A 12,997-nucleotide genomic window follows, 5' to 3' on the forward strand; every position below is an offset into this window, starting at 1 on the left:
GTCAGCGACAATCAGCGTGATAACTTGATCCCGACCGCGACCTAAGAATCTCATCCAGATTGTCGCCCGCGTCTTATCCTGATTGCCGCGCTATAGCTTCCGCAGAGAGCTGGTTGAGATTACCGACCCTGATGTTCTTGAAAGAAGCGGCGAACGATTTCATCCGATTGTGATGCCGTCCTCGAACAATGATGACGCAGTGACCGGCAAGGTTTTCAAAATCACCAGCGACGAGCTGGCCGCCGCCGATGCCTATGAGGTTTCCGACTATAAGAGGATCGAGGCCAGGCTCAGGTCCGGTGCAAAAGCCTGGGTCTATGTGAAGGCGTAACCGGGAATGCCGTCTGCCGGCGACCGTCCTCAAATCAACATGCGGCTATAGGCTCGCCCCGTGGGGTGTTGCATTTTTTGCAATCATCCATCCAATTATTGATGTTTGAAGTTCACGCTAGTGATCTGCATTGATGCATTCCGGGACGAGGATCGCCGTAACCACACGGTGCTCTCGATCAATGTGCAAGCGAGGAACCGGATATGTCTCAAAAGCAGCTTCGACTGGCCATGTTCCTCTTTCCCGGCTACCACCTCGGTGCATGGCGGCTGCCGAATGCGATCCCGGAGATCGATCTCGGTATCGACCATCTCGTTCGCGCAGCGCAGCTGGCCGAGACGGCCAAGCTCGATGCAATCTTCTTCGAGGATCAGGCCGCAGTCCGCCGCAGCAACGATATTCTCAACGGCGACAGCTACGGCGCGGCCAACCCGCGCTCCATCCACTTCGACCCGATGGTCGTGCTACCGGCACTGGCCATGGCAACCACGCACCTCGGTCTTGCCGCCACCTCCACCGCGACCTTCAACGAGCCCTATAACCTTGCCCGGCGGTTCTCATCGATCGATTTCATCAGCAAGGGCCGGGTCGGCTGGAACCTCGTGACGTCCTTCAACGAAGATGAGGCCCAGAATTTCGGCCTGGATACGCATCTTCAGCATGCCGACCGTTATGAGCGGGCAAGCGAGTTCGTCGATGTCGTGACGGGCCTGTGGGACGGATGGCACGCCGATGCGATTGTCCGCGACAAGGAGAGCGGTGTCTATTTTGACGTTTCCAAGATGCGGTTTCTGCAGCATGACGGCAAACATTTCAAAGTACGCGGCCCGCTGACTACCGGGCGCAGTCCACAGGGGCGACCGGTCATCTTCCAGGCGGGTTCATCCGAACCCGGACGTGTGCTTGCCGCTCGAACCGCCGACGTCGTCTTCACCCTGCAGTCGGATATGGCGAAGGCGCGCGCATTCCGAGACGACATTCGCCGCCGCGCCGTCGAGTTCGGTCGCAGCCCGGACAAGATCAAGATCCTTGTCGGCATGACTCCGATCGTCGGCGACACGGATGATGACGCGCGTGCGCTCGCGCGCCAGATGATGGATCTGATCCCTGAGGACATGGCGATCAGCAACCTGATCCCGCTCTCGGGCGGGTTCGACTTCCGCCAGCATGATCTCCATGGCCCCATGCCGGATCTGCCGGAATCGAATGCCGGCAAATCCCATCGCGCGGCGATCATGTCCGTTGCCCGCCGGAACGGGTTCTCGATCCTCGAAACCGCGCGCTATTTTGCCGAGGGCAGTTACCTGAAAATGGTCGGCGCACCGCAATCCATTGCAGATACAATGCAGGCATGGCTGGAGGCAGACGCATGCGACGGGTTCCTTGCAGTGCCGACGCATTTTCCAACGGGCGTGGAGGATTTCACCGGCCGTGTCGTGCCGGAACTCCAGCGGCGCGGAATTTTCCGCACCGAGTACACAGGCACGAAGCTGCGCGAGCACCTGGGCGTGGAACTTGAGGGCGAAATGGCAGGCCGATAGGACTGGACGGCTATGGGCTTTATCAGCTACCTCGCCTAGTCTCGGCGATATCGAGCGATGCTGCGGTAACTCTTTCTCGGTCCAACCACGTCCCAGCTTTCCATCCAGAAGGCGTGCGAGCTGAACAGCAACCGTCCCTGATAATCGTCTTCACCGCAAAGGTGCCGGACTCGCTGCAATGGGCTCGCACCAAGGCGAATGAACTCTCGACCATCCGGAAACTGAACGATGACCTCCGCATCTGCTAAGCTGATTTTGTAGGCGCGGCGGCTTCGAGATCTGTGGCCGTTGATCAGCGTTTCGCCATGCTCTTCAAAATGATCTGGGCCAATCACCGCCTCACCTTCGAATGTTATTCGTCCAAGGCCCAGCCGATCATGGATCGATCGCGTCACCTGCCACCGGCCGTAAAACGCCTCGATGAGGTTATTACACGCATTGGATATGAGGGGTATCTGGTTCATGATCACCCATTATAGCGGGATAGTCTTCGGCAACCAGGCAAGTTCATGGCCAAAGGCGCGTATGCGACCATACATCCTGCCGCAATGTATAGGAGACGCGGGAATGGCGCCTGTCTTCCGCGCCTTGCCAGAACTCGACCGCATGCGCGGCGACAACGAAGAGCGACCAATGATCGGCGATCATATCAGGCTGCTCGGCAATCCGGAGCGCCTGCTCGGCGAGCGCCCCGTCGAGATCCTTGACTGAAGTGAGCGGTTGGCTTTGTCGTCCGACCAAGACATTGGCGCGGGCATCGATAGAGCGAGCGAGAAAGTCGGCATCACGCTCACCTCGATCCGCCTTCGCCGCTACCCCGCGGATACGCACCTGTCTTCCGAGTGGAGACCAATAAAAGGTCAGAGCGACATTCGGGTTTTGCGCAATCTGCCTGCCCTTCGGTCCTGCATCCACTGTCGCAAAGTGCCAGCCGCGTGCGTCGACATTCTTCAGGATGAGCACGCGGGCATCAGGCGCACCATCCTCACCCACCGTTGAAACAACCATCGCATGCGGTTCACGGATCCCTGAATCAATTGCGTCCCGTAACCATGAGACGAACAATTCATTGGGATCATCCGGCAAAACCTCCGTGTCGAAAACTGGCAAGGGACCGGGAAGTGATGGCAGTTTCCGCAATTCCTCTTTCATGACTGGCTCTCCGGCTGCGCCACAATCAGGCGCAAGGAGCCCTCGAAAAAAGGCTGCGTGCGCAGGAAACCGTATCGGGCGTCCCAGGTACCGTCAGCCAGGTCCCGTCCGAGCTCGGCGACGAACCGCTCACCGACGCTTGCATCGACAAAGCTCCATGCCGAATTTGCAAGCCGGGCACCGGGTTCCAGGATGCGTTCCGGGCGGCCATAATAGGCTTCGCCAAAACCGTCGATACATTGCAGCGGTATCGGTACGGAGAGAATAGACACCTGCCCGCCAAGCGCGTTGCTGATTGCGCCCATCGATGGATAGCGGCGCGCTTCGACCGCAATCATCTGCGGCGCATATTCATTGAGCCAGCAGAGGGAGAGTGCATCGGGATCGCAGGACAGGATGACGACAGGTCCGCGGGTAACACGGCGCATCTCGGCAAGCCCGGCTTCGAGATCCGACCATTGATGAACCGAGAAGGTCGCCATGCTCGCATCAAAGCTCTGGTCTGGAAAGGGAAGCTTTTCCGCAACTGCGTCGATGGCCACGGGAAGATGGGCCGGGCGTTGCGCACGCATGGAGGCCGACGGTTCGACAGCCGTCACCTCACGATCGACCGGTTCGTAGGAGCCGGCCCCTGCCCCGACATTCAGCACCGTCCTTGCATCACCCAGCGACCGGCGAATGAAATCGGCGATATGCGGATCGGGCTGACGATAGTTCGTGTATCCTAGCCCGATAAGGCCATAGTTCGCGTCGCCGGCACTGCCGTCCGTATGTCTCTCGCTCATCGCTTTGCTACCTCTGTGCATTTCATCAATAGATCACAGACCCATGCCATGTTCATGAATGACACGTTCCGCTCGCTCGACCTCGATAAGAACTATTTTGGTGCGGCATGAAAAACGATATGATCGAACACTCATTGTTCGGAATTCTCACATGGCAAGACAGATCCCATCACTGAACGCCTTGCGCGCCTTCGAGGCAGCCGGCCGTCACGGCCGCATGACGCTTGCGGCAGGCGAACTCAACGTCACCCACAGTGCGGTGAGCCGCCAGATCCAGCATCTGGAAGCTTTGCTGGGTGTGCCCTTGTTCGAAGGTCCGAAGAACAGGCTCCGGTTGACGGAAGCCGGAACCACATTGCTTGCCGGTCTCGGGACGGCATTTGACCAGATCGATGCATCGGTGCGGGCCGTCGCCGATACGACCGAGGGGCCGCTTGATGTCTCCTGCCCCGGAACATTCACGATGCGCTGGCTTATTCCGCGCCTTTACCGCTTCCAGCATGACCACCCCGAGATCGAGGTACGGTTGACGGCATCGTCAAAGCCAGTGGATTTCGGGCGCGATGGCTTTGATGTGGCGATCCGCGTCGGCGACCCTCCCTGGCCCACCGGCGCCGAGATCATACCGTTGTTTCCGGAACAGATCGGCCCGGTCCTTGCCACCAGCCTGTCCGACGAGCGAGGCGGACGGGTCGACGGCCTCCCCACCCTGCACACCCGAACGCGACCGGAGGCGTGGAACGATTGGCTTTCCCGTTCGCGGTGGCCGTTTTCCTCGGGGCCAAAGGTCGACTACGAGCACTTCTATTTCATGCTCGAGGCCGCCAAGGGCGGGCTGGGCGTGAGTGCGGCACCATGGCCTTATGTCGTTGATGACATCAAAGCGGGCCGGTTGGTGGCCCCCTTCGGATTCGTCGACAGCGGCCACCATTACGTGGCTCTCAGGCGGGCACGGCGAAACCAGAAAGCCAGCCTGTTTTGCAGGTGGCTGGCCGCAGAGGCGCAGGATTTTCAGGCGTCGCATCCGGCACCGCGTTGACAGCAAACGCATCAAAGGGACAGGCCTACCCATCGCTGACGGCACGTTCCTACAGGCATCCGATGACGGTCAGAAGGATGCGGCGAAAATTTCCGCGAGCCGCTCAATCCCGGCCTGATCGTCCATATCGAAACGTGACGGCCGGGGGCTGTCGAGGTCGATAACGCCAATCACCTCGCCGTGACGGAAGATTGGGACCACCAGCTCCGAACGAGAGGCTGCATCACAGGCAATATGGCCGGGAAAGGCATGGACATCCTCGACCAGGATCGAGGCCTTGCGCTCAACGGCCGTGCCGCACACACCACGGCCGACCGGAATGCGAACGCAGGCGGGCTTTCCTTGGAACGGTCCTAAGACAAGTTGCTCGCCTTTCAGGAGATAAAGGCCCGCCCAGTTCAGGTCCGGCATCATTTGATAGATCAAGGCTGACAGATTGGCCGCATTGGCGATCATGTCCGTTTCGCCGTCAAAAAGGCCTTCCGCCTGCTGGGCCAGCTGCCGGTGAAACTCCACCTTGTCTGCAGTGTCGATCGTCGATGCCTCAAACATGCTTGCTCCTCCGCTATGGGCCTCCAGCCTATCTAGTTTGTCGAGGCTGCTATGCCAATCGCCTCATGCACCTCATTTCGATTGCCGCGTCCTGGCGAATCCGATCTTGATCGCCTTCATGGAAAAGACCATCCCTATCGTTGCCGCCCTCATTCTTCGCCCGGACGGGCTGGCGCTTGTCGTTCGCAAGCGCGGAACCACCGCCTTTATGCAGGCCGGCGGAAAGATCGAGCCCGGCGAGACGGCCGAGGCCGCCCTCGCCCGAGAACTCTACGAGGAGCTGACGCTGACCGTTCCCGTCGATGCATTCATTGCCATGGGACAGTTCGAAGCACCCGCCGCAAACGAGCCGGGACACAAGGTCGTGGCCGATGTGTTTCGCATCGATCTCGACGATCGGCCGATCGCGCCGGCCGCCGAAATCGAGGAAATTCGCTGGATCCTTCCGGCTGAACCGGGGAATGTCGTTTTGGCTCCTTTGACGGCGAATGAAATCTTCCCGGCCTATCTCGCCGGTGTAAACTAAAAGACGGGCAGTAGCTTTGGCGCCATTGTCTAATTTCATATTCCTGTTTTGCGCTTAGATTGTTGGTTGGGGAGGCCTAAACGGATCGAGGCCTGCAGATTTCTCCGCTTTTGAAGGAATGTGAACCATCGCTCGCGCAGCATCCTAGCCATGTAACTGTTTAGGCTGGCACTTGATACACAAGTGGGATGTCGCACCTCCTGATGCATCATGATGATGCTTCGGCATGCTCCATGTAAACAACACAAGCTACGCAATCAGTTTATCGGCGCTGTCATCCTCCTGAAACACGCCTTCACTAAGTCACGCCATCGTCCTCAGTGTGCGAACCGCTGACTATTGCGAAGGGGCACTAGATGTCGTTTCAGGTCGATCGTGGAACCGCCCGGCCTCTTGCCGAACAGATTTGCAGGTCCATCGAGGCGCGCATCTTAAATGGCTCGTACGGACCGGGGCAACGCCTGCCCTCGACGCGCCAACTCGCCCTGGAACTCGGCGTTTCTCGCAGCACGGTTTCGGATGCCTTCGACATGCTGATGGCCGAAGGCCTGATCATCGGCGTTACTGGCTCGGGCACGTTCGTCAATTCGGTCCGTTATCTCGAACAACGCCGCAGTCTTTCCAAGGATGTCGCCCCCATTGCAGAACTACCGGCAGCGGCACGTACCGTCGTCAATGCCTTATCCTGGGGGCCAACTCTCGATTATTTCCCGTTTGATGTCTGGCAAAAGATCGGCACGGAGCAGGCGGCGCGGGTCCGTGAACTGCTGAGCGAAGGCGATCCATCCGGCTTTGCGCCGCTCAGGGCGCAGATCGCCACCTATCTGAAACGGCGGCGCGGGCTTGTCTGCGATCCCGACCAGATCGTCATCACCTCCGGCATGACGCAAGGGCTCGACCTCGTCGCGCGGACGCTGCTGCGCAGCGGCGATATTGCGCTGATGGAAGACCCGGCAGAAATGCGGGTGCGCACGACATTGACCCTTGCCGGAGCCAATGTGATGCCGCTTGCCGTTGACGATGAAGGCCTGCGGATCGACGCGGCGCCTGAGCGATTCCGGTTGGTTCACCTGTCGCCCGTCCGGCAATTCCCCTCCGGCGTGATGCTGAGCAGCGACCGGGAGAAGGACATCCGGCGGCGCGTCGAGATAAACGGCGCGCATATCGTGGAAATGGACAATACGGCGCTTCTGCCCGAGCCGCGCGCGCCGATCTTTGCCGACGAGGCGAGCCGCGACCACACGATCTACCTTTCCACCTGGAGCTGGACGATGTTCCGCTCTCTGCGGATCGGTTATATCGTCGCCGAGCCCGCGATGATCGAGCGACTGGTCGCAACCCGTGCGGCCATGGATTTCCGGCCGCCGCTGATCGAGCAATATATGCTGGAACAGTTCATGCGCGAGGGACATCTCGACCGCTATATCGACCGGATGCGCGCCGTGCTTTCGGTGCGCCAGCAGTCGCTGATGGGCTCCTGGCCGGCGGCCATGCCGGAAGGCGTCATCCTGTCGCCGGAACCGGGCGGCCTCGGCCATATGCTGACTTTGCCGGGTGGAACCGATGTGGAGCGCCTGCTGCGGCAGGCAGCGGCGCGCGGACTGGAGCCGCGCAATATCTCGGCATGGTTTGCCGACCCGCAGCGCCGCGCGCTTTTGCTCGGCTTTGCCTATGCCGGCGAGTTCACCACGATCAAGGGCATGCGCGACCTCGCCGACATCCTGAAATCATGACACGGCTGCGGCCGCCATGGCCTTCTTGCGCATCTCGTGAAAATTGCCATGCGGCTGCGGCCAGCGCTGGGCCGTCGAGGCCGCATCGATCTCGAAACCGAAACGCTGGCGGCCGAAGGCCGACCAGCGCAGCATGTCGCCCAGTTCCAGCACGCCCCAGGCTTCGGCGGCTTCTGGCACGGTGGTGAAGGTTTCGGTCAGCGACTGCAGCGTCACATGCGGAACGCCGTCGACAAAGGTGACCGTATTCCAGTGCACATGGCCGGAAATGCAGATGAGCGGCATTTTGGCTGTGCGCAGCACGGCCTGGATCTCGGGCGTTTCCGGATAGGCGGCAATGCCGGGATTGTTGTCGAAATAATAATTGCTGGTCTGCGACTGGCCGCCAAGCGGCACATGCGTCGCGATCACCGTCGGCTTGGCGAGATCCTTCAATTGGTTCGCCAGCCAGTCGAGATCGCCCTCGGCAAGCCGGAAGGTCGAATGGCTCTCGAGCCGGTGGATATGGGTATCGGCCCGCCACAGGATCACCTGCCATTCGCCGAGATCGACGACCTGATGGCCGAGGCTTTGGCCCAAGATTTCCTCATTGTCCGAAACGCCGAGGAAATCGCGATCGTGATTACCGTTGAGATGAAAGACCGGCACGTCGATCGCCTTGAAACCTTCGGCCACTTCGCGCTCCAGAACGAGGTCGCGCTCTCGGTTTTCATCGGAAATACGGTCACCGAGATCGATGACGATATCGGGCTGGTTTTCGCGCACGAAATCGGCGAACCGTGCAAGCAGGGGCAGGCCGAGCGAGCTCTTTTTCGTCATCACGTCCCGCCCGTGATGAATATCGGCGATGAAAGCAATCCTGGTCATCCGCATCTCCTGAACCACGTTCCGGCCAAGACATTAGCGCCGCGGCGACGCATGTCCGAAGGGCCACTTCGATCATGCGGCCATGCCAATTGTCACATAATGGCGGCTGCACGGAGGTTTTGTGACAATTGGCCGGGTGACGGCCGAAAAGTGGCCCTGTCGGGGAATGGTGCGCCGGTTTTAGAACGGCGATGGCGGACCTCTCACACGACACAGGACAAGACATGCAGCCGCTCTCGACACAGATCGTTGGAAGCTACGTTAAGCCGCAATGGCTGGTGCGGCACGGGCACGAGCATCACCATGACGGCAGCTGGTGGCGGCCGGAGCCCGGCGTGCTGGCGGATGCGATGGACGATGCCGTGCTTCTGGCGATCGCCGAACAGGAGCGCGCCGGCCTCGATGTCGTCACCGACGGCGAGATCCGCCGCCAGCATTACGACCGGCATTTTGTCACCGGGATCGGCGGCATCAGCCTTGAGACCATCCGCGACAAGGAATTCACCAGCGAACTCAAGAGCAAGACCGCCCGCACTGATCTCGGTGATCTCTGGCAGAATTTCCGCCTGTCGCCGACGATCACCGGCCCGCTGGAATGGGTTTCCTCTCCCGCGATCGACGAACTGCGTTTCCTCAAAAAGTACGCGCGCCGGCGTGTAAAAGCTCCGATCGTCGGCCCGATGACGCTTTATGACCGCCTGGCCGATGACCATTACGAGCGCCCCGAGGACGGTATCATGGCGCTTGCCGGCGTTTTGAACCGCGAGCTGAAGGAACTGGAGGCAGAGGGCACGGACCTGTTGATGGTCGCCGACCCCGCCTTGCATTTCAAGCTCAGCCGCTCGCGCGAAATCGGCAAGGCAGTGATCGAACGCCTGCTCGAAGGGGTAATGACCCCGGTCGTCCTGCATGTCTGTTACGGCTATGCGAAATATTCGACCTCCAAGACCATCAATCCATCTTATCCCGAAGTGCTGCGCCTCCTGTCGGAGACGCCGATCCAGGCGATGAGCATCGAATACGAACAGCCCGGCCATACACCCGATCTGCTGAAGGAGGCCGGCGACAAGCATGTTCATCTCGGCCTGATCGGTATGGGCACCCATGAGATCGAGACGCCCGAGCATATTGCCGAGCGCCTGCGCGCGGCACTGAAGGTCGTGCCGCCGGAGCGGCTGCATCCCTCGACGGATTGCGGCATGTGGTTCCTGCCCCGCGCCGTCGCCCGCGGCAAGATCGAGGCTCTCGTCAAAGGCACGAATATCGTGCGCCGCGAGCTCGGGCTCGACATTCCCGAATACGCAATCCGCTGACACCGCCAGACCGATCCGACGACCTCAGGTGACGATCACAAGGGACGAGACCGATGACCAGATCCGCACTCCATGCCGAACCGAACCGCCGCGATCTCCTGAAAGGCCTTTCCGCAGGCGTCGCTGCAGCGGCCCTTGGCGGCCTTTCGCCGGCTTTTGCGCAGAGCAATCCCTATGCCGGCCTGAAGGGCGAGCCACTGGAACTGCTGATCTGGGATGGCGGCGCTTTCGTCGACAATATGATGGCAAGCGTCCAGGCAAAATGGAGCGCGGTCGGCGGCGGCACGCTGAAATTCCGCAAGGTGCCTTTCGGTGATCTCGATCGTGCCGTCCGTTCCGCCAATCAAGGTGGTGCCGGACCGGATGTTTTTCTCGCCAACGCGCCCAATGTCATCACCTACAAGAAGCTCGGCCTGATCGAACCGGTCACCGACATGTTCAGCAAGGAGGATCTCGAGGATTTCTTCCCGACGGTCAGGCTCGGCAGCGAGATCGATGGCGAATTCTATGGGCCTTCCACCAACGAGAACGGCCAGGCGCTTTATTACGACCGCCAGCTGACCGACCGCTACGGCATAAAGCTGCCGGAAACCCTGGCCGATGCCTGGACATGGGACGAATGGCTGCGCGTCTTCAAGGAGATCCAGGCGGGCGAGCGCAAGCGCCGCGGCAATGAGCAGTTCTTCGCGCTTTATCCGAACATGGGCAATACCGGCCTGTTCTTCTCCGGCATCTTTCCACGCAGCGCCGGCGGGAAGGGCTCGAATGCCTGGAAGATGGTCAGCGACGACGGGCTGAAGAGCAGCGGCTACCTGAATTCCGCGGAAGCGCTGCAGGGCCTGCAGCTCATCCAGGACATTCACCACAAGCACGCGATTGCGCCGGTCTCGACGCAGAAGGACATGTTCTACAATGATCAGGTCGCCTTTTTCTGCGGCGTGCCGCTCTATCTGGCGCCGATCAAAAAGGCCCGGCCGGATATCGATCTCGCCACAGCCCCGGTTCCCTTTATCAAGACGCCGATCATCCATACCGGCTCCTTCGCCTGGCTTGTCAATCGCCAGACGGCAAAGATGGGCGATGCGAAACTCTTCGTGAAATTCATGGGCTCGCCCGAAGGCAATGACGTCGTCGCTCGCGGCTGGACCTCGCCGCCGATCCGCAAGTCGATGGTCGCCGACCGGCCGGAATTCAAGACGAAGCCGATGGCGCTGTTCATCGACAGCATCACCGAATGGTCGGTGCCGCGCCCCAAGGTTCCAGGCTTTTCCGAACTCGACACGATGTGGAGCCGGCTCGAAGCCGATATCGTCAGCGGCGGCGACGTGAAGGCGCTTGCCGACGATGCCGCGCGGCGCATCGACGCTCAGTTGCGGCGCTACGCCTGAAGGACATCGCGATCGCATGCCGCATCCCACAGCCGCTTCAGGGCGGGACATTTCCAGGCGAAACCGGTCCGCGGCCTTTCTCGAAGGCTGGGGGCCGGCGCTTGTCTTTCTCTGCCCCGCCCTCGTCATGCTCTGCCTGTTCAAGCTCTGGCCGATCGCCGAGGCGATCCATACCAGCACCGGCACGTTCGATCCCGGCGGTCAGCGGATCGACACGGCGGGCTTCGACAATTTTGGCTTCGCGCTGTCCGACAGCCGCTTCCAGTGGGGGCTGTGGCTCAGCCTCGCCGCAGCAATCGTCAAGGTGCCCGTACAGCTGGCGCTCGGCCTTGCGGCAGCGCTGATGCTGCGGGCCAATACCGGCGGCAATGCCCTGGTGCGAGCCATGGTCATCTCACCGATGTTTTTCGGCTTGCCGGTCACGACCTTCGTCTTCGCCTATCTGTTCGATGCCAATGTCGGCGCGATCAACGCCATCCTTTCCGGCATCGGCCTGCCGCGCGTCGCCTGGCTTTCGACGGAAGCGCCGGCCCAGCTGCTCGTGCTCGGGCTTTCGGTCTGGCGTGATGTCGGCGTTACCATGCTGGTCTTCCTCGCCGGGCTTTCCGCCATCCCGCCACAGATCGCAGCCGCCGCAAGACTTGACGGGGCGGGTCCGCTCGCCCTGTTCTTCACCATCACCCTGCCGCTTCTCGCCAGAAGCTTTCAGTTCGCCGTCGTGCTCGCCACGCTCGCCTCCTTCCAGATCCTGGTTCCGGTCCTGATGCTGACCAAGGGCGGCCCGACGGGCGCCACAGACCTTGCCAGTTTCCAGATCTACGAAACCGCCTTCAGCTATTTCGATCTCGGCACCGCCAGCTCCATGTCGCTTCTCCTTCTGGTCGGCCTGATCGTCGTCATTGCACTCGAATTGCGCTGGCTTGCCGTGAAATGGACCTATGAATGAACCGCTTTTCCAGCCTCACACTCCGGTTCCTCCTCGCGGCAATCTTCGTCGCGCCGATCCTGCTCGCGCTCGCGGCGTCGTTTCGCGACAATAGCGAGATGTATCGGCATGCCGGCAGCCTGTCGTTCTGGACTTTTCTGCCATCCGAGCCAACGCTCGACGCCTATCGCCGCGCCATTGCCCTGCCGCGCCTGCCGATGCAGCTTTTCAACACCGTTCTGCTTGGTTTCGTCATGGCGACGGGAACCGCGGTTTCCAGCCTGCTTGCCGGCTACGCGCTGTCGCGCTTTCGGTTCCGCGGCCGCGAGGCGCTTTTCCTTCTGATGCTGTTCACGCTGTTCATCCCCGTCGACGTCATCCTGCCGCCGCTCTTCTTCGTCATCCGCGATCTCGGCCTGATCGACAGTTTTTGGGGCCTTGCCCTGCCCTTCATCTTCTCGCCGGTCGGCGTCTATCTAATCCGCCAGGCGATCGAGGAAGTGCCGCGTGAACTCGATCATGCCGCCTCGCTCGACGGCGCCGGTCTCTGGGAAGTGCTGCGAACCGCGATCCTGCCCAATATCCGCGGCGCTGTGATCGCCTGCTGGCTGATGCATTTCGTCTTTGTCTGGGAATGGTATCTCTGGCCGCTCACCGCCATGCGCCGCGATGATGGCCAGCTTGCCCAGGTGGCGATCGCCGGCCTGATCGACCCCTTGCGCTCGACCGATTACGCGCTTGTCTTTGCCGCCGCCATCCTCACCATCGTGCCGGCTTTCATCGTTTTTGCCCTTCTTCAGCGCTTCCTGACGTCCAGCCAAGCAACAACAGGCGGAAAATGATCG

The 12,997-nt window shown here is 60.7% G+C and carries 14 protein-coding genes; 9 read left to right on the forward strand and 5 right to left on the reverse strand.

Translation table 11 applies throughout. From position 1 onward, the window contains the following. The first annotated feature begins 82 nt into the window (after positions 1-82). Together FHW37_RS30740 and FHW37_RS30745 are read left to right on the forward strand one after the other, a co-directional pair. The gene (locus FHW37_RS30740; protein ID WP_145643374.1) at positions 83-331 is read left to right on the forward strand and encodes a gamma-glutamylcyclotransferase family protein; all 249 of its coding nucleotides are present in this window, start codon (positions 83-85) and stop codon (positions 329-331) included. A gap of 203 nt (positions 332-534) precedes the next feature. Beyond that, positions 535-1,872 (forward strand): LLM class flavin-dependent oxidoreductase, encoded by a 1,338-nt coding sequence (locus tag FHW37_RS30745; protein ID WP_145643375.1) that lies wholly within the window; start codon positions 535-537, stop codon positions 1,870-1,872. A 35-nt stretch (positions 1,873-1,907) separates the two neighbouring features. Here the strand turns inward: FHW37_RS30745 and FHW37_RS30750 are convergent, their stop codons facing one another. From FHW37_RS30750 to FHW37_RS30760, 3 genes are read right to left on the reverse strand one after another with little or no spacing between them, the layout of a single operon-like run. Beyond that, a complete protein-coding gene (locus FHW37_RS30750; RefSeq protein WP_145643376.1) occupies positions 1,908-2,336 on the reverse strand; it encodes a DUF6314 family protein in 429 nt (142 codons plus the stop codon). A gap of 43 nt (positions 2,337-2,379) precedes the next feature. Then, positions 2,380-3,024 carry a pyridoxine/pyridoxamine 5'-phosphate oxidase gene (locus FHW37_RS30755; RefSeq protein ID WP_145643377.1) on the reverse strand — a complete coding sequence of 215 codons (645 nt, stop codon included), beginning with the start codon at positions 3,022-3,024 and terminating at the stop codon, positions 2,380-2,382. Further along, a complete protein-coding gene (locus tag FHW37_RS30760; RefSeq protein WP_145643378.1) occupies positions 3,021-3,809 on the reverse strand; it encodes a class I SAM-dependent methyltransferase in 789 nt (262 codons plus the stop codon). The genes FHW37_RS30755 and FHW37_RS30760 overlap by 4 nt, the downstream gene beginning before the upstream one ends. Before the next feature lie 151 nt (positions 3,810-3,960). On the opposite strand from FHW37_RS30760, the gene FHW37_RS30765 reads away from it, so the two are divergent. Next, entirely contained in the window at positions 3,961-4,848 is an 888-nt protein-coding gene (locus tag FHW37_RS30765; RefSeq protein ID WP_145643379.1) for a LysR family transcriptional regulator, read from the forward strand. Between the two features lie 69 nt (positions 4,849-4,917). Here the strand turns inward: FHW37_RS30765 and FHW37_RS30770 are convergent, their stop codons facing one another. Next, positions 4,918-5,400, reverse strand: coding sequence for a GAF domain-containing protein (locus FHW37_RS30770; RefSeq protein WP_145643380.1), 483 nt, complete (start codon positions 5,398-5,400; stop codon positions 4,918-4,920). Between the two features lie 118 nt (positions 5,401-5,518). On the opposite strand from FHW37_RS30770, the gene FHW37_RS30775 reads away from it, so the two are divergent. Then, a complete protein-coding gene (locus FHW37_RS30775) occupies positions 5,519-5,926 on the forward strand; it encodes an NUDIX hydrolase (RefSeq protein WP_145643381.1) in 408 nt (135 codons plus the stop codon). 356 nt (positions 5,927-6,282) lie between these two features. After that, positions 6,283-7,659, forward strand: coding sequence for a PLP-dependent aminotransferase family protein (locus FHW37_RS30780; RefSeq protein ID WP_145643382.1), 1,377 nt, complete (start codon positions 6,283-6,285; stop codon positions 7,657-7,659). Here FHW37_RS30780 and FHW37_RS30785 read toward each other — a convergent pair. Then, entirely contained in the window at positions 7,654-8,526 is an 873-nt protein-coding gene (locus tag FHW37_RS30785) for a metallophosphoesterase family protein (RefSeq protein ID WP_186458486.1), read from the reverse strand. The two genes, FHW37_RS30780 and FHW37_RS30785, sit on opposite strands and share 6 nt — an antisense overlap. Positions 8,527-8,750: 224 nt before the next feature. Between FHW37_RS30785 and FHW37_RS30790 the strand changes: the two genes are divergently transcribed. From FHW37_RS30790 to FHW37_RS30805, 4 genes are read left to right on the forward strand one after another with little or no spacing between them, the layout of a single operon-like run. Then, on the forward strand, positions 8,751-9,839 hold the full coding sequence (locus FHW37_RS30790) for a hypothetical protein (protein ID WP_186458487.1): 1,089 nt from the start codon (positions 8,751-8,753) through the stop codon (positions 9,837-9,839). Between the two features lie 53 nt (positions 9,840-9,892). Further along, entirely contained in the window at positions 9,893-11,227 is a 1,335-nt protein-coding gene (locus tag FHW37_RS30795; RefSeq protein WP_145643455.1) for a sugar ABC transporter substrate-binding protein, read from the forward strand. Positions 11,228-11,243: 16 nt separating this feature from the next. Next, positions 11,244-12,173, forward strand: coding sequence for a carbohydrate ABC transporter permease (locus FHW37_RS30800; RefSeq protein WP_186458488.1), 930 nt, complete (start codon positions 11,244-11,246; stop codon positions 12,171-12,173). Further along, positions 12,170-12,994: a carbohydrate ABC transporter permease gene (locus tag FHW37_RS30805; protein ID WP_145643386.1), complete on the forward strand. Its 825-nt coding sequence runs from the start codon at positions 12,170-12,172 to the stop codon at positions 12,992-12,994. Before FHW37_RS30800 ends, FHW37_RS30805 begins: the two co-directional genes overlap by 4 nt. Positions 12,995-12,997 lie beyond the last annotated feature (3 nt).

Source organism: Neorhizobium alkalisoli (genome assembly GCF_007829835.1).
Lineage (GTDB): Bacteria > Pseudomonadota > Alphaproteobacteria > Rhizobiales > Rhizobiaceae > Neorhizobium.